The sequence below is a fragment of the Streptomyces aureoversilis genome (genome assembly GCF_042657885.1).
GTDB lineage: Bacteria > Actinomycetota > Actinomycetes > Streptomycetales > Streptomycetaceae > Streptomyces > Streptomyces aureoversilis.
On the sequence record NZ_JBHSKJ010000026.1, the window covers coordinates 25,996 to 46,636 of the forward strand.

A 20,641-nucleotide genomic window follows, 5' to 3' on the forward strand; every position below is an offset into this window, starting at 1 on the left:
GGCGCAGGGCGCTGAGCGCCCGGACGCGGATGCCGGACCGTGCAGTGAGATCAATCCCTCCCGGCACCCTCGCGAGGCCGGCAGGCGTCAAGAACCCGTAAAATATTAGATGAGGAAATGAAGTTCCCCTCGGCCGGAGGAACGTTCCGGCCGTCGTCCGTGGCAAGACACTCGTCGCAAGACGCTCGTGAAGGGACCGGCCCCTGACTGTCCACCACCTCAACGAACTCCTGCTGATCTGCTCCCTCGTACTGCTCGTCGCAGTCGCGGCGGTACGCATCTCTTCGCGCAGCGGGCTGCCGAGCCTGCTCATCTACCTCGGCATCGGGGTAGCCATCGGCCAGGACGGCATCGGCGTCTCCTTCAACGACGTGGGCCTGACCCAGGTGATCGGCTACGCCGCCCTGGTCGTCATCCTCGCCGAGGGCGGTCTCGGCACGAAGTGGCACGAAATCAAACCGGCGCTGCCCGCGGCCGCCGTGCTGTCCACCTTCGGCGTCGCGGTGAGCGTCGGGCTGACCGCCGCGGCCGCGCACTACCTGGCGGGCGTCGACTGGCGGCAGGCCCTGATCATCGGCGCGGTGGTGTCCTCGACGGACGCGGCGGCCGTCTTCTCCGTCCTGCGCAACGTCCCCCTGCCGTCCCGGCTCACCGGCGTCCTGGAGGCCGAGTCCGGCTTCAACGACGCCCCCGTCGTCATCCTCGTCGTCGCCTTCTCGGCGGCCGGCCCCGTCGAGCACTGGTACCTGCTGCTCGGGAAGATCGCCCTGGAGCTGGCGATCGGCGCCGCCGTCGGCATCGCGTTCGGCATGCTCGGCGCGTACGGCCTGCGGCACGTGGCGCTGCCCGCCTCCGGCCTCTATCCCATCGCCGTGATGGCCATCGCCACCGCCGCCTACGCGGGCGGCGCCCTCGCGCACGGATCCGGCTTCCTCGCCGTCTACCTCGCGGCCCTGATCCTCGGCAACGCCAAACTGCCGCACTGGCCCGCCACCCGGGGCTTCGCCGAGGGGCTCGGCTGGATCGCCCAGATCGGCATGTTCGTCCTGCTCGGCCTGCTGGTCACCCCGCACGAGCTGGGCGACGACATCATCCCCGCACTGGTCGTGGGCCTGGTCCTGACCATGGTCGCGCGGCCGGTGTCCGTCTTCCTGAGCACGGCGCCCTTCCGGACCCCCTGGCAGGAGAAGGCCCTGCTGTCCTGGGCCGGGCTGCGCGGCGCCGTGCCCATCGTGCTGGCCACCATCCCGATGGTGGCCGGGGTGAAGGACAGCCGCACGATCTTCAACATCGTCTTCGTGCTGGTGATCGTCTACACCCTGGTCCAGGGCCCGACGCTGCCCTGGCTGGCGCGCCGCCTGCGCCTCGGCGAGAACGAGCCGGAGGACCTCGGCATCGAGTCGGCGCCGCTGGAGCGGCTGCGCGGCCACCTGCTGTCCGTCGCCATCCCCGAGGGCTCGCGGATGCACGGCGTGGAGATCTCCGAGCTGCGGCTGCCGCCGGGGGCCGCGGTCACCCTGGTCGTCCGGGACGGCAAGAGCTTCGTGCCCCAGCCCGCGACCGTGCTGCGCCGCCACGACGAGCTGCTCGTCGTGGCCACGGACCCCGTGCGCGACGCGACCGAGAAGCGGCTGCGGGCGGTCGGCGAGGGCGGCAAGCTGGCGGGCTGGCTGGGCACGACGGGGAACCACCGGGAGCCGCCCGCGGACCCTTCTGTGACGAAGGCCATAGGCATATCCAAGGGTCCCCGTATGATAAAGAGGAAGTAATCATTCACTCCCGCTCCCAGCGGGAGTTTTCCCCAGATTCACACCGAACCAACTCTGCCTGATGCAGGGCTGGCGCGACCGCACGGCGGCCGCGGTCGCACGAGGCGGCCGGAAGGCATCTACCACGGTCCTGCGCGAGAGGACAGCTCTCGGCGCGCTCCGTGGCGGCTTGCCGTCCGGTGGCGCGCTACCAGGCGGCGGAAAGGCCTGGGCCGTGGCATCCACGGTCAACGAACGGCCCGGATACGGGCAGCTGCTGCGCACCCCGGGTGCGTGGACGTTCCTGCTGCCGGGCTTCCTGGCCCGGCAGCCGTTCGCCATGCTGACGATCGGCATCCTGCTGCTCGTCAACGACACCACCGGCTCGTACGGCACCGCGGGCACCGTCTCGGCGACGGCGGGCGTGGCCATGGCCCTGTTCGCTCCGCAGAGCGGCAAGCTCGCGGACCGCTTCGGCCAGGCCGCGGTCCTGATCCCCGGCGTCGTCGTGCACGCCGCGGCGATCTCGCTGCTGACGGTGCTCGCGCTGTCGGACGCGCCCCTGTGGGCGCTGCTCGCGGCGGCCGTGCCGGCCGGTGCGTCGACCCCGCAGATCGGCCCGATGGTGCGGGCGCGCTGGGCGAGCAAGCTCGACGGCTCGCCTTTGATGTCGACGGCGGCGGCCTTCGAGTCCGTCACCGACGAGTTCACCTTCGTGATCGGCCCGGTGCTGGCCACGGCGCTGTGCACCGGCGTCCACCCGGCCGCCGGCCTGGTCGCGGAGGCCGTGCTGACCCTGGCCGGCGGTCTGCTGTTCGCCTCGCAGCGGCGCACGCAGCCGCGGCCGAGCCGCGCGGCGGCGGGTGCCGCCGAGGCCGGCAAGCGCGTCTCCGCGCTGTCCGTGCCGGGCGTGCGGGTGCTGGCGGTCGTCATGCTGGGCATCGGCACCGTCTTCGGCGGCATGCAGGTGTCGATGACCGCCTTCACCAAGGAGATGGGCGACCCGGGCCTGAACGGTCTGATGTACGGCGCCTTCGCGGCCGGAAACATGATCGCGGGCATCGCCTGCGGCGTCATCGCCTGGAAGACCAGCCCGCAGCGCCGCCTGCTGCTGGCCTACCCGCTGCTGGTGCTGGCCACGACGCCGCTGTGGGCCGCGCACCACATGGTCCTGCTCGGCGCCCTGGGCATGGCGGTGGGCCTGTGCATCGCGCCCTCGCTGATCACCGGCTACACCCTGGTGGAGAAGCTGGTGCCGGCGGGCGCCCGCACCGAGGCGTTCACCTGGCTGACCGGCGCCGTCGGCCTGGGCCAGGCGGCCGGCGCGACCGTGGGCGGGCGGCTGATCGACGCCCACGACGCGAGCACCGGTTTCCTGGTGCCGCTGGGCGGTACGGCGGTCGCGCTGCTGGTCCTGCTGCTCCTGCGGAAGGCGCTGACCCCGCACTCGGAGTCGGTCGTCGCGGCACGTGGGGTCGGTCACCGTGAGCCCGTCCCGGTGGACTGACGGACAGGAATACTGCAGTATGGATCGTCGTTAGCACTCAACGAGTGAGAGTGCCAGGAGGAGCAAGTGCCGACTTACCAGTACCAGTGCACCGAGTGCGGCGAGGGCCTCGAGGCGGTGCAGAAGTTCACCGATGACGCCTTGACCGAGTGCCCCGGCTGCAAGGGGCGCCTGAAGAAGGTCTTCTCCGCGGTCGGCATCGTCTTCAAGGGCTCCGGCTTCTACCGGAACGACAGCCGCGGCTCGTCGTCCAGCAGCTCGCCCGCGAAGCCCTCGACGACCTCGGCAACGACCTCGTCGTCCGCCTCGAAGAGCTCGGACACGAAGTCCTCGGCCTCCTCGGCGTCCTCGTCGGCCACGGCCGCCACCGGCACGTCGGCGGCCTGACCGGACGCAGTTCTTCCGCAGAGCCCTTCGCCTCCCCGCAGGAGGCGAAGGGCTCTGTGGCATGCCCTGACGCGCCGTTAGGGTGACCCCCATGGTCGAAATGCACAGTGCACGTGCGGATATAGGCGTCATCGGCGGGTCCGGCTTCTACTCCTTCCTGGAGGATGTGACCGAGGTCACGGTCATGACGCCGTACGGGTCGCCGAGCGACTCCCTCTTCGTCGGCGAGCTCGCCGGGCGGAAGGTCGCCTTCCTCCCCCGCCACGGCCGCGGCCACCACCTGCCGCCCCACCGCATCAACTACCGGGCCAACCTGTGGGCCCTGCGCTCGCTGGGCGTGCGGCAGGTCCTCGCCCCGTGCGCGGTCGGCGGCCTGCAGCCGCAGTACGGGCCGGGCACGCTGGTCGTCCCCGACCAGCTCGTGGACCGGACGAAGGCGCGCGCACAGAGCTACTTCGACGGCGAGATGCTGCCCGACGGCCGGGTGCCCAACGTCGTCCACACCTCCTTCGCCGACCCCTACTGCCCCACCGGGCGCGCGGTGGCGGTCGCGGTGGCGCGCGGGCACGGCTGGGAGCCGGTGGTGGACGGCGGCACGATGGTCGTCATAGAGGGGCCGCGCTTCTCCACCCGGGCCGAGTCGCGCTGGCACGCCGCCCAGGGCTGGACGGTCGTCGGCATGACCGGGCACCCCGAGGCCGTGCTCGCCCGCGAGCTGGAGCTCTGCTACACCTCGATGGCGCTGGTCACGGACCTGGACGCGGGCGCCGAGACGGGCCAGGGCGTCTCGCACGACGAGGTCATGCGGGTCTTCGGGGAGAACGTGGGACGGCTGCGCGGGGTACTCTTCGCGGCGGTCACGGCCCTCCCGGAGACCAAGGAGCGCAACTGCCTGTGCACGGACGTGCACCGGGGCTGGGACCTGGGTATCGAACTGCCTTGATGACGGGGTCCCGGCCGAATATGGAATCCTCTATTCCGGAACATTCAGAGCATCCGGAAGATCCGGAACATCCAGAGTGTCCGGAACATCCGGGGTATCTGGGGCACCCGGGGCATTCGGCCGGAGACAGGGCGAGAAAGGCTGTGCAGTGACGACGACCAAGACCGGGGTCCTCGGCGGGTTCAAGGCGTTCCTCATGCGGGGCAACGTCATAGACCTCGCCGTCGCCGTCGTCATCGGCGCAGCGTTCACGAACATCGTGAACTCGGTGGTCAAGGGCGTGATCAACCCGGTGGTGGGGGCCTTCGGCACGAAGGACCTCGATCACTACGCGTCCTGCCTGAAGGGCCCCTGCGTCAAGAACGCGGCCGGTGAGGTCACCAAGGGCGTCTTCATCCAGTGGGGCTCGGTGCTCAGCGCGACCCTCACGTTCCTGATCACGGCCGCGGTCGTCTACTTCCTGATGCTGCTGCCGATGAAGCGCTGGCAGGACCGCCAGGCGGCCCGTACGCCGGCGGCCCCGGCCAAGGAGACCGAGCTGGAGCTGCTCCGGCAGATCCGCGACGCGCTCGTGGAGCAGCGGCGCGAGCCGGGCTCGGAGACGGTGCCGGCGCAGAGGTAGTCGCCGGCGGGCGCCCGCGTCCTCAGATGTGGTGCGGCGGCTTCTCGTCCAGGAAGCGGGCCAGGTCCGCGGCGGAGCCGCCACCGGCCGGCCGCTCGCCCCAGCCGCGGTCGGTGTCGTCCGAGGACTGCTGCGACAGCGGGTCGTCGAAGATCAGGGCGGCGGCCGCGGGGTTGCGCGGCCGCGGCGCGGGCGCCGGAGCGGCTTCGGCAGTGGCCTCGGGACCGTTCTCGGGGGCGGTGTCACTCATACGCCCAGGGTACGGGGCGGAGCCCGGCACCCCCGTCCGTACCGTTCCCGCGCGCGCACCGCGGCATACGCGGTGAGAATCGCCCCATGAGCGAGGACGCGCCCCGCCCCCTGCCGGACGGCGGACCGCCGCACTCCCCCGTGCTGCGCCGGATGGCGGGCCGCGGGCGCGAGGAGGAGCACCGGGCGGCCACGCCCCTGGAGCTCTTCTTCGACCTGTGCTTCGTCGTGGCGGTGGCCGTCGCGGGGCGGGAGCTCGTGCACGCGCTGGCCGAGGGACACGCGGCGCACGGCGTGCTCGGCTACCTGATGATGTTCTTCACCATCTGGTGGGCGTGGATGAACTTCACCTGGTTCGCGTCCGCGTACGACACGGACGACGTCCTGTACCGGGTGGTGACGCTGGTCCAGATCGCCGGGGTGCTGATCCTGTCGGCGGGCATCCCGCGGGCGTTCGACGACAGCGACTTCTCGGTGGTGTGGTTCGGCTACCTGGTGATGCGGCTGGCGCTGGTCTCGCAGTGGCTGCGGGCCGCGTTCTCCACGACGGGTGCGGAGCGGCGCACGGCGCTGAAGTACGCGGCCGGGGTGTGCCTGTGCCAGGTGGGCTGGCTGGGGGTGCTGTTCCTGCCGGACCGCGCCAAGCCGTGGGTGTTCCTGGTGATGGCCCTCCTGGAGATGGCGGTCCCGACCCTCGCCGAGATGACGCGGCAGACGGCCTGGCATCCGCACCACATCGCCGAACGGTACGGGCTGTTCACCATCATCGTGCTGGGCGAGACGGTCTCGGCGGCCACGGTCGCCGTGCAGTCGGCGCTGGAGGAGAGCGAGGCGCTCGACGAGCTGCTGCCGATGGCGGCGGGCGGCCTGCTGCTGATCTTCGCCGCGTTCTGGATCTACTTCGCCGTCCCCATCCACCTGCACCTGGCCTCCAACCGGCAGGCGTTCCTGTGGGGCTACGGGCACTACCTCGTCTTCGGGTCGGCGGCCGCGATCGGTGCGGGCATCGAGGTGGCGATCGAGCAGGCCGTCGGCAAGGCGCACATCTCCACGTTCGCGGCGTCGGGCACGGTGACGGTCCCCGGGGCGCTGTTCATGTTCTCGGTCTGGCTGGTCCACTCCCGGCACTACAAGCGGGGCCCGGCCCAGCAGTTGGTGCTCCCGGTGTCCGCACTGGCCGTCCTGGTCTGCACGTTCGCGGGCGGCAACGCGGTGCTGCTGGCGGGGCTGGTGGCGTCGGCGACGGTGGTGACGGGGGTCTGGTTGTCCACAAGGAACCCGCCGCTCGCCGAGGCGTGATACGCATGGCTGTATGACGAACGCACCCGCCCCCGGGGCCATGGACGCACTCACCGACGTCCCCGGCATCCGCGTGGGACACGCGAACCGTACCGGCCCCGGCGCACTCACCGGCACCACCGTCATCCTCACCGCGGAAGGCGGCGCCGTGGCCGCCGTGGACGTCCGCGGCGGCGGCCCCGGCACCCGGGAAACCGACGCCCTCGACCCGCGCAACCTCGTCCAGCGCGTGGAGGCCGTCGTCCTCACCGGCGGCAGCGCCTTCGGGCTCGACGCCGCGTCCGGCGTCATGGCCTGGCTGGAGGACTCCGGCCGCGGCTTCCGGGTCGGCCCCGACCCCGCGCAGGTCGTCCCGGTCGTCCCCGCCGCCGCCCTCTTCGACCTCGGCCGCGGCGGCGACTGGCGGGCCCGTCCCGACGCCGCGCTGGGCCGGGAGGCCGCCGAGGCCGCCGCCCGCGAGGACGTGGGGGCGCCCGTCGCGCAGGGCAACGTCGGCGCGGGCACGGGCGCGGTGGCCGGCGGGCTCAAGGGCGGGGTCGGCACGGCGAGCGCCGTGCTGCCCTCGGGGACGACGGTCGCGGCGCTGGCGGTCGTCAACGCCGCGGGCTCGGTGGCCGATCCGGCGACGGGCCTCCTGTACGGGCGGCTGTACGAGGGCGCCGTGGAGGTTCCGGAGAAGGAGCGGCGCGCGGCCGCGCAGAAGCGGCTGGCCGCGGCCCGGGAGGAGTCCGCGAAGCGCTCGGCGGCGTCCGTCCGGCCGCCGCTGAACACCACCCTGGTGGTCGTCGCCACCGACGCCGCGCTCACCCGCGCCCAGGCGCAGAAGCTCGCAGGCACGGCGCACGACGGCCTGGCGCGCGCCATCCGCCCGGTGCACCTGCTCAACGACGGCGACACGGTGTTCGCCCTGGCCACGGGCGACCGCCCCCTGGTGGCCGAGGACGTCTTCGGGGACACGGCCGTCCTGCTGGCGGCCGGCGCGCTCAACGAGATCCTGGCGGCGGGCGCGGACGTCGTGACGCGCGCGGTGGCAAAGGGCGCGCTCGCGGCGGAGTCGGTGGACGGGCCGGGCGGGGTGTTCCCTTCGTACGGGGAGCTGTACGGGTAGCGGGGCCTGCGGGGGCGCCTGGGAGCGGGGTGCGCCGGGGTGCGTGCGGGAGGCGTGCGGGCTGCCGAAGTCGGCTGAGGTCGAGCGCCCGATCTGGGGTCCGCGGCGGCAACGCGCCCCGCTTCACCGACGCCGGCAGAGCTCTCGCACCCGATACGGGGCCCGCAGCAGCAACGCGCCCCGGTCTACCGACCCCGGCAGAGCTCTCGCACCCGATACGGGGCCCGCAGCAGCAACGCGCCCCGATAAGGGGCGCGGGGAACTGCGCGACAAGCCACGGACGGCCCGCGGCCGAAGGACCACGCATCCGGCGAAGCCACCCCGTACCCCCGGCGGAGCCGCACCGCACCGCACCGCGGAGCCATGGGCCCCGCTCACACCCCGGCCGCGCCGAGCAGCGAACCGGCCGCGTAGGTCACCGCCATGGCGAGCGCACCCCCACCCGCATTGCGCAGCATGGCCCGCCCCGCCGGGGCGTCCCCCATCCGCGCACTCCCCCACCCGCACAACACGAGCGCCGCGAGCACCGCCACGACCGTGACCGCCAACCGCAGGTGCGCCGGCGGCAGGACGATGGCGAGCAGCGGCAGCAGCGCCCCGGCCGTGAAGGCGAGGAAGCTCGCCCCGGCGGCCTGCCAGGGGCTGGTGAGCTCGTCGGGGTCGATGCCGAGCTCGACCTCGGCGTGCGCGCGGAGCGCATCGTGCTCGGTGAGCTGCTCGGCCACCTCGCGGGCGAGGCCGCCGGTGAGCCCCTTGCCCTCCAGGAGCTCGGTGAGCTCGTCGAGTTCGGCCTGCGGGGCGGTGGCGAGCTCGCGGCACTCCAGGGCGAGGGCGGCCTGCTCGGAGTCGCGCTGGGTGCTCACCGAGACGTACTCGCCGGCCGCCATGGACATGGACCCGGCCAGCAGCCCGGCGAGCCCGGCGGTCAGCAGCGTGCCGCGCGCGTCGGTGGCGCCGGCGACGCCGACGACGAGGCCGGCCGTGGAGACCACGCCGTCGTTGGCGCCGAGGACGGCGGCCCGCAGCCGGTTGAGGCGGTTGCCGAGGGCGCCCTCGTGCGGCTCGTGGTGGTCGGTGGGGTCAGTGGGAGGCGGCTCGTGGCTCACGAGCCGAGGTTCCCACCGACCCGGTGGTCACCCGGGCAGGCACACCCGGATCTTCGACTGTCCGTGCGGCCGCTTCTCCCAGTCGTCCATGAAGCGCGCCTGCAGCCCGTGCTTCTCGGCGAGGGCGACGAGGGTGCCGGTGCGGTAGTAGAAGTCCTCGCGGAGCACCTGGTGTTCGGCGCCCTCCGTACGGTCGAACGTGAAGTCGAAGAAGCCGCCGGGGGCGAGGATCCGGCCGACGTGGGCCAGGCATTCCTCGATCACCTCGATGGGCGAGTGCGAGAAGACGCTGTGGGCGTGGACGACGTCGAAGTGCGCGTCGGGGAGGAAGTCGAGGGTGAGGTTCTGGGTGATGGTGAGGTGCGGCAGCTTCTCCTGGAGCCCGTAGGTGGTCAGGGTCCGCTTGGCGGAGATGAGGATGTCGGGCGAGATGTCGATGCCGTAGTAGTTGCCGGCGTCGAGGTAGTCGATGAAGAGCCGGCCCGCCCGGAGGTTGCCGCAGCCGATGTCGAGCATGCGGTGGCCCGGGGTGAGGCCGTGCTCCTTGAGGTAGTCGAACTGCATCCTGCCGAGGGCGAGCCAGCGGTCGTGGCTCTTGCTGCCGACCGCTGCCTCGGGGCTGCGGGCGGTGTCGGAGGCCATCACCGCGCGGTAGTAGTCGACGTGGTCGGGGTGCTTGAGGCGGAGCCAGCCGTCGCGGGCGGTGCGCTTGAGGTAGGGGGCGATGCGGGCGGGGTGGGTCACCGCGTAGCGGACCTTGTGGGAGAGGTTGCTGCGGTTCTTGAGCAGGGCGGCTGCTTTGCGCGAGGACACGGGCGGGACCTCCGTGGTCAGGAGAGGCGGCGAGCGGGCTACGGCAAGGACGTCGGGGCCACGGGCTAGGGGCTACGGGCTACGGGCTACGGGCTAGGGGCTACGGGCTGGGGGCTGGGGGCTACGGGAGGGGACGACGCTTCAGCACGATGCAGATGACGGCTATGAGGGCGGCGGCGAGGCCGAGGAAGACGCCGGTCTCGATCCACTGGAAGGACCAGAAGTCGCTGCTGGGGTAGACCGTGCGGTAGCGGCCGGTGAAGCCCTTCTGGGCCATGCACGTCTTGAGGTCGGGCAGCCCCTCGCCCCAGGGACAGGCGTCCGCGATGGCGTGTTTGCGGCCCGCGGCGTCGACGAAGCCGAACTCGCCGGTCGACCAGCCGCTGCCGATCGCCCGGCGGGGCGCGTCGCCCTGGCTGAGCCACACCTGCGGCGCGAACCAGTCGGAGCGGAAGCTGTTGAGCGCGAACCGCACGGCCACGACGGCGCCGAGCACCGCGGCCATCGCGGGCAGCGTGCGCCGGATGAGCAGGCCGGCGGCCGTGCCGGCGGCGAGGCCGAAGAAGGCGCAGGCCACGGCGGCGGGGCCGGTGGCGTTGAAGATGTAGCCGTCGTGCCAGTAGAGGCCGTTGAGCATGTTGGCGATCGGCGACCACCACCAGGCGACGAGCGCGGCGAGGACGGCCGAGCCGAACACCGTGCAGAGGGCGGCGAGGCCGAAGCGGGTGACGAACCAGCGGCCGACGCCGACGCCCTGGGTGAGGGCGAGCTTCCACGTACCGCTCTCCAGCTCGCGGCCGATGAGCGGGGCGCCCCAGAAGATGCCGATGAGGACGGGCACGGCGGTGCTGAGGGAGCCTAGGGTGCGGAGGGGGCCGGAGTTGTCGTCCAGCAGCTTGCGGGCCGCCTCGCCGGTGGCCCCGTCCTGGCAGTCGCCGTCCCAGCCCTTGCAGGCGGCGGTGTCGATGTGGTGACTGCTGATGAAGTCCGTCATGTCCATGCGCATGACGACGACCCAGGCCGTGACGGCGAGGAGGACGGCGGCGCCGGTCAGTATCAGGGCGCGCTGCTGGCGCCAGGCCAGCCAGAGGGTGCCTTTCATGCGGCGGCCTCGGCGGCGGGTACGGGGGTGCGGTCGGAACGCAGGTAGGCGAGCAAGAGGTCTTCCAGTGAGGGGCTTTCGGCGATCCACCGGTCGCCGGGGATCGGTCCGGTGTGACGGAGAAGGGCGTGCACCTGCCGCCCGGTGACGGTGGCCTCGACGACGCCGGCGCGGTCGATCGCGGACGGCAGTCCGTCGTCCGTGGACGGGTCGGCGAGCCCGCTGATGCGGACGTGGGCGTCGCACAGCTGCTGGGCGTCCCCGTCCAGCCGTACGGCGCCGTGCTTGAGCAGCAGGACGTGGTCGCAGGCGTTCTCCAGCTCGGGGAGCACGTGGGAGGACATGACGACGGTGATGCCGCGGTCGGCGACCTCGGCCATGACCAGGCCCATGGCCTCGATGCGCACGAGCGGGTCGAGGTCGGCGAGCGGCTCGTCCAGGAGCAGCAGGTCGGGGCGCTTGCCGAAGGCGAGGGCGAGCGCGACGCGGGTGGCCTGGCCCTGGGAGAGGGCGCCGACGCGGGCGTCGAGGGGGATGTTCCCTGCGCGGACGATGCGCTCGGCGGCGGCCGCGTCCCAGTCGCGGTTGAGCTCGCGGCCGAAGCGCAGGGTTTCGTCGACGGTGAAGCGGGGGTAGAGCGGCTTGTCCTGGGCGAGGAACGCGATGCGGTCGCGGGCGTCCGGGCCGGTCGGCTCGGCGCCGAAGACGCGGAGCTCGCCCGCGGTGGGCCGGAGCAGGCCGGTGGCCAGGTGGAACAGGGTGCTCTTGCCCGCACCGTTGGGGCCGACGAGGGCGGTGATCCGCCCGGCGGGCAGGGCGAAGTCGCAGTCGCGGAGCGCCCAGCCACCGCGGAACCTCCGTCCCAGGCGCGTCGCCCGGAGGGCGGTGGTGGGGTCGTCGGTCACGTTGTCTTCCTCCAGCGTCTGCGTGTTTTGCCTGCGCGTCTGTCTGCGCGTCTGTCTAGTTCTGCGGCGGCCGGGGGGCCGGGATGAAGGGAGGTGGCAGCTCGGGGGGCGGAAAGGATTCATCGAGGACGGAGGCGGCGAGCGCCGCGACATCCTCCCGCTCCAGCCCGGCCGCGCGGGCCCGGGCCACCCAGGCGACGGCCTCTGCCCGCAGCGGCGAGTCGCCGGCCGAGGCGGTCCGCGACAGGGACCGCCGCACGAACGTGCCCCGGCCGGGCCGCGGCTCGACGAGCCCCTCGCGCTCCAGCTCCCGGTAGGCGCGGAGCACGGTGTTGGGGTTCACGGCGACGGCCTCGACCACTTCCCTGGCCGTCGGCAGCCGGTCCCCCGGCTCCAGGACGCCCAGGCGGAGCGCCTGCCTGACCTGCTGGACGAGCTGCAGGTAGGTGGCCACGCCGCTGCGCCGGTCGATCCGGAACGCGATCATTCGGCACCCTCGTTTCACTAACGTGTTAGTGGAATGATGCGGAGGGGGTGCGGAAGTCGTCAAATCCGAACGGTGCGCGTTCGGGGGGCGACGGTGGGTTACGTGGGGCCTATGAGGGGAGGGCTGTGGCTTGCATGACGGCCCGCATGGCGCGCCGAATGCCGTCGGAGCGGCGATGAATCTCGGCGGGGTCGGAGCGGCAATCGGCGTACGGGGAGGGAAGCCCGCGACAGTCACGACAGAGCCCGCCGGGGAGGGCTTCGGGGCGGCCGGAGGTACGGCAGATGGTGCACTCGAGAATGCGGAGGGGGCGACGGGAGGACGGTTCGGGCCCGGATCCCGGCCGCGGCCCCGGCTCCGGCTCCCGCTCGGGCGGCATCTTGTCGGTGAGCCGCCGCCGGGCGAGGGCCCCGGCACTGTGCACTTCGGGCGGCAGCCCGACGGTGAGGGCCCGTACGACCTCCTCCTCGCGGGCGCCGAGATCCAGCCATTGTGAGGCGAGCGCTTCGAGGGACTGGCACTCGGCGGCAGAGAGGGTCATACGGGGGTCGACGCGGCCGACGGAGGCGAGGAGGAGGTAGACGCGGGAACGGGAGGGGCGAGGCGCGCGGGGCACGGGCTGCGGGGCGACGGCCTGCGACGGCACGCCACCGGCAAGGAGGGCTTCCCACCAGGCATCATCCCTGGCGGTACGGGAGAAATAGGTCCGCGTGACCCAGTGCCAGCTCCCGCCGTCACCCTTGATCCGCTCGGTCACCCGCCGCAGATGCCCGGCTTCCGACAGCCGCCGCAGGGCGGTACGGCAGGCGGCCTGCCCGTAGTCGGCGAGGTGCGCGGCCAGGGTCTTCGCATCCATCGCGGCCCCTTCGGGAAGCCGGTCGACGAAAGCGGCGATGGAGGCCTCACGCGCCCGTAAGTGGGCGAAGTCGCCACGGCGGCGGGGGGCTTGATCGGGTGCGGTGCGCTTGCCGTAGCCGGGGGCGGCGGCGGGATGCGGGTGCGGGGAGCGCTGGGCAGCGCTAGAGTCGGCGTCAGCCATGGGATCGAGCCTCATCGATCTCGTTGGTCAAACCCCGGCAGGCGTTACCGCGCCTGACCGGGGTTGTTTGTTGCTGCGAACGCCAGGCCGGGACGACAGGATGTCGCAACCCGATCACGAAAAGTGAACAGGCCGTGGTATAGGCGGGGTTGGGAGGGAGGGTGGGTTGAACCCACCCCCCATTCCTCAGAAAGAGCGCCCGGATTCCGCCCCCCGAAGCCCGGAGCTCAAGCGCACCGTAATGTGCCGACCTAAGGATCGTCGACGATCCGCCGACGCCGGGGCAGCTCTACCTCCTCGACGGGGCCCGGCGGAACTCCGCCGTCGGGGAGGAAATCCACAACCTGTGGCGCAACGACGCCCACCGGCTGGACCTCCCCGCCGAGGATTTCTGGCTCTTCGACTCACACGTGGTCGCCCTGCTGCACTTCGACGAAACCGACCGCATCACCGGCGTCGAGCTGATCACGGAACCCGCCAAGGTCGTGCGCTACTGCCAGGTCCGGGACACTGCCTGGCATCACGCGATCCCCTACGCCGAGTTCGAGAAATCTTCTCCGTTGCGGAGGTAAACCGGACGCCCGGAGGCAAGTGCGACCACTGCGGCGGCGAATCGGCGGGCGAGCCGGGGGCGAAGCATCGCGGCTGCAGCATCACCAGGCGTGAAACGCGCTTCGGAGAGCTCGGCGTCGCGAGGCCGGAGGGCAGTGGCCGCCTCGTCGTCGATGACTCCCCCGTCGAATATGAACGCCACCTGATCGTCCCAGGGCCCGTGCGGAGCAACCCAGTCGACCACCAGCAGGCCCCGGAGCACCACCGCCAGCCCCAGCTCCTCCTCAAGCTCCCGGAGCACGGCTCGGTCCGGGGCCTCATTCGCCTCCGCCATGCCGCCGGGCAGGTCCCAGCCCGGTTTGTAGAGCACGGCACTGGGCGGAGGCGCACCCAGAAGCGGTTGATCTCGTGTGACGGGGGCAGATTTCAACCGGCTTTGAGGAGGGTCATGGCAGATCTCGTGCCTTTCGAGGAAATCACCTGGCTTTTCGAGGACTTCGCGCACACGGCGTGGCGGCTGGAGACCCGACGGGGGTACGCCTCGGACCGGCTCGGGCCCAAGTGGGCCCGGTTCCAGGCCGGGGAGACGGCGTTCGGCTACCAGCCCGACCAGCCCTGGCATGCCAATGTCCGGAAGCAGACTGGGCTCGGGAAGCGGTTCGAGCGGGTGCGGCTCGTGGACGATCCGCCTACGGAAGGGCAGCGCTTTCTCCTCGCTTCCGGGCTGGGGAACGTCGAGGCGGGCGAGGACATCCGGAATCTGTACCGCGCTGATGCCGTGCGCATCGGGCTGCCGGATGACGACTTCTGGCTGTTTGATTCCCGGACCGTCGTGGAGTCCGTCTTCGACGGCCACGGGCAGGATCTCGGCGTCCGCATTCTTGAGGACGCCGAGAGCGTCGTCCGTGCTTGCCGGTTCCGGGACGCGGCCTGGCATCACGCGGTCGCCACTGAGCATTTCCAGGCGCAGCTGCGTCCGGCTGTGTGAGGTCGTTGGGGGGCGGTGAGGCCGCCGACCGCTAAGGCGTAGGCAACCTTGCTCAGCGCATACAAAAGCGCCGGGCGGGCTGGAGGGTCCAGTCCGCCCGGCGCTCCGGGGTTCAAGCAGGCTCAGGCCGTCGCCAGCTCCGCCTCGTCCGCCGCCGGCGCCGGCGCCGGCGCCTCCGCGGTCTTGTGCTTCGGGAGCAGGAACAACAGCCCGAACACCACCACCAGGCCGCCCGCGACCCACCACATCGCATGGGTGAACGCGCCGCTGAAGATGTCGGCCACCGCCTCGTGCCGCGGGTCGGCCTTGTCCACGACGGAGAAGAACGCCACCGAGACCAGGCCCAGTCCGAGCGCGTTGCCCAGCTGCATCGTGGTGTTGATCAGGCCGGACGCGGAGCCCGCGTGCTCGCGCGGCACCTCGGAGAGGATCGCGTCCGTGATCGGGGAGACGATCAGGCCCATGCCCGCGCCCATCACGATCAGCGGCAGCGCCATCTGCCAGGAGGTGATGTCCGCGCCGTAGCGGTCGGCCTCCCAGATGTAGGTCAGCACGCCGGCGGCCATCACGACGGCGCCCGCCGAGAGGACGTTGCGGCCGAAGCGGGGCACCAGCTTCTGCACGGACATGCCCGCGGCCACCGAGACGGCGATCGAGAACGGGATGCCGGTCAGACCCGCCCGCAGCGGGGACCAGCCGAGGCCCATCTGCATGTACATCGTCCAGACCATGAAGAAGATGCCGGTGGTCAAGCCGAAGACCAGCTGGACGCCGACGCCGCCCGCGAAGCTCCGGACCTTGAACAGCGACAGCTCGACCAGCGGCGATCCGTCCTTGCGGGTCTTGTGGCGCTCGTACGCGATGAAGCCGGCGAAGACGGGCAGGGACGCGGCCATGGATATGAAGCCCCACAGCGGCCAGTCGTGCTCGCGGCCCTGGGTGAGCGGGTAGAGCAGCATCAGCAGGCCGGCGCTGGCCAGGGCCACGCCCACGAGGTCGAGCTTGAGGGCCTTCGGGGCCTTGGACTCGGTGATGAAGCGGCGGCCGAGGAGCAGGCCGACGATGCCGACCGGCAGGTTGATCAGGAAGATCGGGCGCCATTCGAGGCCGAAGAGGTTCCACTGGGTGAGCAGGGCGCCCAGCAGCGGGCCGGAGACGGCGCCGAGGCCGACGACCGCGCCGAACATGCCGAAGACCTTGCCGCGTTCGTGCGCGGGGAAGGTGACGTGGATGATCGACAGCACCTGCGGGACCATCAGGGCGCCCATGAGGCCCTGCAGGACGCGCGCCGCGACGAGCAGCTGCGGGTCGCTGGCGATGCCGCAGAGCATCGAGGCGAGCGTGAAACCGCCCATGCCCAGCAGGAAGACCTTCTTGCGGCCGTAGATGTCGCCCAGCCGGCCGCCGGTGATCAGGCCGATGGCGAAGGCCAGCGCGTAACCCTCGCTGAGCCACTGCAGGACGCTGAACGAGGCGTCGATGTCGCGCCTGATGCTGGGCATCGCGATGTTGACGATCGTCACGTCGACCAGATCCATGAAGGAAGCGGTCATCACTACCGCGAGCGCCAGCCAGCGGCGGCGGTCGTTGGGCGGTGAATCGGTGGTCATGGATGGACCTGGCCTTTCGGTGGTGTGGAGGTGAGGTGCGTGGGATGCGTTTTTGCGTATGACCCGACCGTAGACCCCATATAGGACAGCTTGTGTCCCACTTCGCTGCCACCCTGGTGTTATGACCGACACTCCGGCACGGCTCCTGAATCTGCTCTCCCTGCTCCAGACGCCCCGCGAGTGGCCCGGCAGCGAACTCGCCGAGCGGCTCGGGGTGACCACGCGCACCATCCGGCGCGACGTCGAACGGCTGCGGGACCTCGGCTACCCCGTGCAGGCGACCATGGGCGCCGTCGGCGGCTACCGGCTCGCGGCCGGCGCCGCCCTGCCGCCGCTCGTCCTGGACGACGAGGAGGCGGTCGCGATCGTCGTCGGGCTGCGGGCGGGGGCCGGGCACGCCGTCGACGGCATCGAGGAGGCGTCCGTACGGGCCCTGGCCAAACTGGAACAGGTGCTGCCGTCCCGGCTGCGGCACCGGGTCTCGGCCCTGCAGGCGGCCACGGTGCCGATCACCTCGGGCGACGGCGCGACGGTCGACCCGCGGACGCTGACCGTCATGGCGGCGGCGGCCACCGGCCACGAGCGGCTGCGCTTCGCCTACCGCAAGGGGGACGGCACCGAGATGCAGCGGCTCGTCGAACCGCACCGGCTGGTGAGCACCGGCCGCCGCTGGTACCTCGTCGCCTACGACATCGACCGCGAGGACTGGCGGACGTTCCGGGTGGACCGGGTCAGCGAGCCGTTCGCGACGGGCGCGCGCTTCACGCCGCGGGAGCTGCCCGCGGCGGACGCGGCCGAGTTCATGAACCGTTCGCTGGGCCGGATGCAGCCGACGGTGCGCGTCGTCGCGACGTTGCACGCCCCGGCGGAGTTCGTCGCGGCGCGGCTCCCCCAGCACGTCGGCGCGCCGCAGCCGCTGGACGACCGCACGTGCCGCCTCGACCTGGAGCTCACCGACTCGGTGGAGTGGATCGCCTTCCGGCTGGCGCTGCTGGACTGCGACTTCACCGTCCACGAGCCGCAGGGGCTGGTGGACCACCTGCGCGAGCTGGGGGCGAGGATCACCCGCGCCGCGGCCGGGTGAGGGGCGCGGGGCCTGCCGCGGTGGCGCGGGGCGGGCCGCAGCGGCGACGTACGACGTAAGGGGGCGACGTACGGGACAAAGGAGGGCCCCGGCGCAGGGGGGGTGGCGCCGGGGCCCGGTCTATGAGGTTATGCCCTATTAAGCCGCTACGTCACTACGGCGCACTAGGCCGCCGCGTCGAAGCCCGTGTCATGGGCCATCTTCTTGAGCTCCAGCAGGGCGTGCTTCTCGATCTGGCGGATCCGCTCACGGGTGAGGCCGTGCTGCTTGCCGACCTCGGTGAGCGTGCGCTCACGGCCGTCCTCGATGCCGTAGCGCGCCTTGATGATCGAGGCGGTCCGCTGGTCGAGGCGGCCGATCAGATCCTCCAGCTCCTCGCTGCGCAACAGGGCGATCACCGACTGCTCGGGCGACACCGCGGAGGTGTCCTCCAGCAGATCGCCGAACTGGGTCTCGCCCTCGTCGTCGACGGACATGTTCAGGCTGACCGGGTCACGGGCCCAGTCCAGGACGTCGCCGACGCGCTCGGCGGTGGTGCCCAGCTCCTCGGCGATCTCGGAGTGCTCGGGGTCGCGCCCGTTCTCGCGGTTGAACTCGCGCTGGACGCGCCGGATCCGGCCGAGCTCCTCCACGAGGTGGACGGGCAGCCGGATCGTGCGGGACTGGTCGGCAATGGAACGGGTGATCGCCTGGCGGATCCACCACGTCGCGTACGTGGAGAACTTGAAGCCCTTGGTGTAATCGAACTTCTCCACCGCGCGCACCAGGCCCGCATTGCCCTCCTGGATCAGGTCGAGGAGGGGGAGGCCGCTGCGGGGATAGCGCCGGGCGACGGCGACGACGAGGCGCAGGTTGGACTTGATGAAGACGTCCTTGGCCCGCGCGCCCTCGGCCGCGATGGCCTCGAGCTCCTCGCGCGAGGCGGCCTTGGCACCCTTCCCCGGTTCCTCATGGCCGTCGAGGAGCTGCTGGGCGTAGACGCCCGCCTCGATGGTCTGGGAGAGCTCGACCTCCTTGGCGGCGTCGAGCAGGGGTGTACGTGCGATCTCGTCGAGGTACATCCCCACCAGGTCGCGGTCGGCGATCTCGCCGGAGGCGGCGCGCGCGCTGCTCGCCCCCTCAGCGCCCTTGTCGGCAGTCTGACGACGGGCGACGGCACGGGTTGCCATGCGTACTCCCTTGCGATGAGTCGGTCGCGGGACGGACGGGCTCGATAGGGCTTCCCTGTAAGGGCGGACCCTGTCACGGTTGCCCCGTCCGATGGAAAGAACGACTGGAATCCGGACAGAATTCCCACGGAACGTCTTATTTTTGGTGATCATGCAGTACCCTGTGCGGCCGCAGACTGGAATGCATGCCGAAGAGACCTACGGAAGCGCAGGTCAGACCACACGGGAAGGCGTCCCGGGGGCCTCATGGACCCCTGTCGCCGCAGCCGGGTGAGACGGCCGTCACGCGGGCGCGACAGCCGGCGCCCCGGCCGGGAGCCGTCGCCCTTGACCGCGCTCCCACCCTCAAGGACGACGCGGACGGCCCCGTGGTTGCCACGTTCCGTTTGATCGAGTTGCCCGTGCACCCGCACGGGTGTGCGCTGGTGGGACGAGAGAGGAGCCCCGCGATGACGCACTCGATCATGCCCGGGCGCCACCACCGCGCCCACGAGGGCCCCGGCCCGGTGGCGCGCGGCACCCACCTCCCCGCCGGGCACGCATCCCGGTCCACCTGGGCCGTACCCGTCGTCGGCGGGATCGCGCTCGGCGTGTTCGCCATCTTCCTGGCGAGCAACAACGGTTACTCGGTGGCCGCCGCCGTGCTCATCGGCGTGGTCGCCGGCCTGATCGCGATGGCGGCCGGCTACGCCCTGCTCCGCGAGCGCAACACGATGATCACCGAGGTCCGCGCGGCGGCCTTCGGGGCGCTCTTCGGGGGCAGCATGGGATTCCTGCACAGCCTCAGCGGCGGCACGGTGCTGCGCTCCTCGGGCATCGGGCTGCTGACGGGGATGGCCATGGGCCTCGCCTCGTACTACGTGTTCTATTGGCACGAGCACCGGGCGGACGTGTGACGGACGGGCCCGGGCGAGTTACGGGCCCGGGCGAGTTGCGGGCCCGGGCGAGTTGCGGGCCCGGTGGGGTGACGGACCCAGCGACGTAGGACCTCAGACGGTTCCGTGTATCTGACAACCGGCCCTAGCGTGAGGGCCGATGCCACTATCCGAACCGCACCTGTCCGAACTGCCGCTACCCGAACTGCCGCTACCCGAACTGCACCGAGCGCTTCGCCAGCCCCATCCAGAACCCGTCGATGACGCTGCGCTGACCGTCCAGCTCGTCCTCGGCGGCGCCGAGGGTGACGAAGAGGGGTGCGAAGTGCTCGGTCCGCGGGTGGGCGAGGTGTCCCGCGGGAGCCTTGTGCTCGAAGTCCAGGAGCGCGTCGACGTCCCGGGCGTCGAGCGCCTCGCGGCCCCACGCGTCGAACTCCGCCGACCAGGCGGGCGGCCCGGAGCCCGCGTGCCGCAGCGCGGCCAGGTTGTGGGTGAAGAAGCCACTGCCGACGATCAGCACGCCCTCGTCGCGCAGGGGCGCGAGCTTGCGCCCGATCTCCATCAGCCGGCGCGGTTCGAGGGTGGGCAGGGATATCTGCAGGACGGGCACGTCGGCCTCGGGGTACATCTCGACCAGGGGCACGTAGGCGCCGTGGTCCAGGCCCCGGTCCGGGACGTCCTGGACGGGTGTGCCCGCGCCGCGCAGCGTCTTGCGGACGCGCTCGGCCAGCCCGGGGGCGCCCGGGGCGGCGTAGCGGACCCGGTAGTAGTGCTCGGGGAAGCCCCAGAAGTCGTGGACGAGCGGCACGGTCCCGGTGGCGCCGAGGGCGAGCGGCGCCTCCTCCCAGTGCGCGGAGACCACGAGGATCGCGGTGGGCCGGGGCAGCTCCGCGCCCCAGGCTGCGAGCTGGGCGGTCCACAGCTCGTCGTCGGCGAGGGGCGGGGCGCCGTGGGAGAGGTAGAGCGCGGGCATGCGCGCGCCGGTACGGGTGTCGGTGGCCGGCATGGACCCTCCTGGTCGGGGCAGCACTCGAAGGAGTACTTGAAC

At 71.8% G+C, this 20,641-nt stretch carries 21 protein-coding genes and 1 pseudogene; 11 read left to right on the forward strand and 11 right to left on the reverse strand.

Annotated elements, in window-relative coordinates; translation table 11 throughout:
* The first annotated feature begins 203 nt into the window (after window positions 1–203).
* From ACFPP6_RS32450 to mscL, 5 genes are all read left to right on the forward strand, one after another.
* A complete protein-coding gene (locus ACFPP6_RS32450; protein WP_382050037.1) occupies window positions 204–1,769 on the forward strand; it encodes a potassium/proton antiporter in 1,566 nt (521 codons plus the stop codon).
* Between the two features lie 214 nt (window positions 1,770–1,983).
* Window positions 1,984–3,255: an MFS transporter gene (locus ACFPP6_RS32455; RefSeq protein WP_382049921.1), complete on the forward strand. Its 1,272-nt coding sequence runs from the start codon at window positions 1,984–1,986 to the stop codon at window positions 3,253–3,255.
* A 66-nt stretch (window positions 3,256–3,321) separates the two neighbouring features.
* Entirely contained in the window at window positions 3,322–3,642 is a 321-nt protein-coding gene (locus tag ACFPP6_RS32460; RefSeq protein WP_382049923.1) for an FmdB family zinc ribbon protein, read from the forward strand.
* Window positions 3,643–3,733: 91 nt separating this feature from the next.
* The gene (locus ACFPP6_RS32465) at window positions 3,734–4,585 is read left to right on the forward strand and encodes an S-methyl-5'-thioadenosine phosphorylase (RefSeq protein WP_382049925.1); all 852 of its coding nucleotides are present in this window, start codon (window positions 3,734–3,736) and stop codon (window positions 4,583–4,585) included.
* 148 nt (window positions 4,586–4,733) lie between these two features.
* On the forward strand, window positions 4,734–5,207 hold the full coding sequence (gene mscL / locus ACFPP6_RS32470; protein WP_382049927.1) for a large conductance mechanosensitive channel protein MscL: 474 nt from the start codon (window positions 4,734–4,736) through the stop codon (window positions 5,205–5,207).
* 22 nt (window positions 5,208–5,229) lie between these two features.
* Here mscL and ACFPP6_RS32475 read toward each other — a convergent pair whose 3' ends face one another.
* On the reverse strand, window positions 5,230–5,457 hold the full coding sequence (locus ACFPP6_RS32475) for a hypothetical protein (protein ID WP_382049929.1): 228 nt from the start codon (window positions 5,455–5,457) through the stop codon (window positions 5,230–5,232).
* Between the two features lie 86 nt (window positions 5,458–5,543).
* Between ACFPP6_RS32475 and ACFPP6_RS32480 the strand changes: the two genes are divergently transcribed.
* Both ACFPP6_RS32480 and ACFPP6_RS32485 read left to right on the forward strand, forming a co-directional pair.
* Window positions 5,544–6,755, forward strand: coding sequence for a low temperature requirement protein A (locus ACFPP6_RS32480; RefSeq protein ID WP_382049931.1), 1,212 nt, complete (start codon window positions 5,544–5,546; stop codon window positions 6,753–6,755).
* Between the two features lie 13 nt (window positions 6,756–6,768).
* Window positions 6,769–7,863: a P1 family peptidase gene (locus tag ACFPP6_RS32485; protein ID WP_382049933.1), complete on the forward strand. Its 1,095-nt coding sequence runs from the start codon at window positions 6,769–6,771 to the stop codon at window positions 7,861–7,863.
* 374 nt (window positions 7,864–8,237) lie between these two features.
* On the opposite strand, the gene ACFPP6_RS32490 is transcribed toward ACFPP6_RS32485, so the two are convergent.
* The 6 genes from ACFPP6_RS32490 to ACFPP6_RS32515 form a co-directional block, all read right to left on the reverse strand.
* A complete protein-coding gene (locus ACFPP6_RS32490; protein WP_382049935.1) occupies window positions 8,238–8,969 on the reverse strand; it encodes a VIT1/CCC1 transporter family protein in 732 nt (243 codons plus the stop codon).
* A 27-nt stretch (window positions 8,970–8,996) separates the two neighbouring features.
* Window positions 8,997–9,782, reverse strand: a complete 786-nt coding sequence (locus ACFPP6_RS32495; RefSeq protein ID WP_382049937.1) for a class I SAM-dependent DNA methyltransferase — start codon at window positions 9,780–9,782, stop codon at window positions 8,997–8,999.
* A 121-nt stretch (window positions 9,783–9,903) separates the two neighbouring features.
* Complete coding sequence (locus ACFPP6_RS32500) at window positions 9,904–10,884, reverse strand: transporter (RefSeq protein WP_382049939.1); 981 nt, start codon at window positions 10,882–10,884, stop codon at window positions 9,904–9,906.
* The gene (locus ACFPP6_RS32505) at window positions 10,881–11,789 is read right to left on the reverse strand and encodes an ATP-binding cassette domain-containing protein (RefSeq protein ID WP_382049941.1); all 909 of its coding nucleotides are present in this window, start codon (window positions 11,787–11,789) and stop codon (window positions 10,881–10,883) included. The genes ACFPP6_RS32500 and ACFPP6_RS32505 overlap by 4 nt, the downstream gene beginning before the upstream one ends.
* A 55-nt stretch (window positions 11,790–11,844) precedes the next feature.
* The gene (locus ACFPP6_RS32510) at window positions 11,845–12,276 is read right to left on the reverse strand and encodes a GntR family transcriptional regulator (RefSeq protein ID WP_382049943.1); all 432 of its coding nucleotides are present in this window, start codon (window positions 12,274–12,276) and stop codon (window positions 11,845–11,847) included.
* Window positions 12,277–12,385: 109 nt separating this feature from the next.
* Window positions 12,386–13,315 (reverse strand): hypothetical protein, encoded by a 930-nt coding sequence (locus ACFPP6_RS32515; protein WP_382049945.1) that lies wholly within the window; start codon window positions 13,313–13,315, stop codon window positions 12,386–12,388.
* A gap of 251 nt (window positions 13,316–13,566) precedes the next feature.
* Here ACFPP6_RS32515 and ACFPP6_RS32520 point away from each other — a divergent pair.
* Window positions 13,567–13,887: pseudogene (locus ACFPP6_RS32520) on the forward strand (DUF6879 family protein); the annotation flags it as partial.
* Here ACFPP6_RS32520 and ACFPP6_RS32525 read toward each other — a convergent pair.
* Entirely contained in the window at window positions 13,848–14,237 is a 390-nt protein-coding gene (locus ACFPP6_RS32525) for an NUDIX domain-containing protein (protein WP_382049947.1), read from the reverse strand. The pseudogene ACFPP6_RS32520 and the gene ACFPP6_RS32525 sit on opposite strands and share 40 nt — an antisense overlap.
* Window positions 14,238–14,315: 78 nt before the next feature.
* Here ACFPP6_RS32525 and ACFPP6_RS32530 point away from each other — a divergent pair, with 78 nt between their 5' ends.
* Window positions 14,316–14,855 carry a DUF6879 family protein gene (locus ACFPP6_RS32530; RefSeq protein WP_382049949.1) on the forward strand — a complete coding sequence of 180 codons (540 nt, stop codon included), beginning with the start codon at window positions 14,316–14,318 and terminating at the stop codon, window positions 14,853–14,855.
* Window positions 14,856–14,977: 122 nt separating this feature from the next.
* Here ACFPP6_RS32530 and ACFPP6_RS32535 read toward each other — a convergent pair whose 3' ends face one another.
* A complete protein-coding gene (locus tag ACFPP6_RS32535) occupies window positions 14,978–16,465 on the reverse strand; it encodes an MFS transporter (RefSeq protein WP_382049951.1) in 1,488 nt (495 codons plus the stop codon).
* Between the two features lie 121 nt (window positions 16,466–16,586).
* Here ACFPP6_RS32535 and ACFPP6_RS32540 point away from each other — a divergent pair, with 121 nt between their 5' ends.
* Window positions 16,587–17,549: a helix-turn-helix transcriptional regulator gene (locus tag ACFPP6_RS32540; RefSeq protein ID WP_382049953.1), complete on the forward strand. Its 963-nt coding sequence runs from the start codon at window positions 16,587–16,589 to the stop codon at window positions 17,547–17,549.
* A gap of 164 nt (window positions 17,550–17,713) precedes the next feature.
* Here the strand turns inward: ACFPP6_RS32540 and ACFPP6_RS32545 are convergent, their stop codons facing one another.
* The gene (locus tag ACFPP6_RS32545; protein WP_382049955.1) at window positions 17,714–18,718 is read right to left on the reverse strand and encodes a sigma-70 family RNA polymerase sigma factor; all 1,005 of its coding nucleotides are present in this window, start codon (window positions 18,716–18,718) and stop codon (window positions 17,714–17,716) included.
* 449 nt (window positions 18,719–19,167) lie between these two features.
* On the opposite strand from ACFPP6_RS32545, the gene ACFPP6_RS32550 reads away from it, so the two are divergent.
* Entirely contained in the window at window positions 19,168–19,614 is a 447-nt protein-coding gene (locus tag ACFPP6_RS32550; RefSeq protein ID WP_382049957.1) for a hypothetical protein, read from the forward strand.
* A 190-nt stretch (window positions 19,615–19,804) separates the two neighbouring features.
* On the opposite strand, the gene ACFPP6_RS32555 is transcribed toward ACFPP6_RS32550, so the two are convergent.
* Window positions 19,805–20,599, reverse strand: a complete 795-nt coding sequence (locus ACFPP6_RS32555) for a dioxygenase family protein (protein WP_382049959.1) — start codon at window positions 20,597–20,599, stop codon at window positions 19,805–19,807.
* Window positions 20,600–20,641 lie beyond the last annotated feature (42 nt).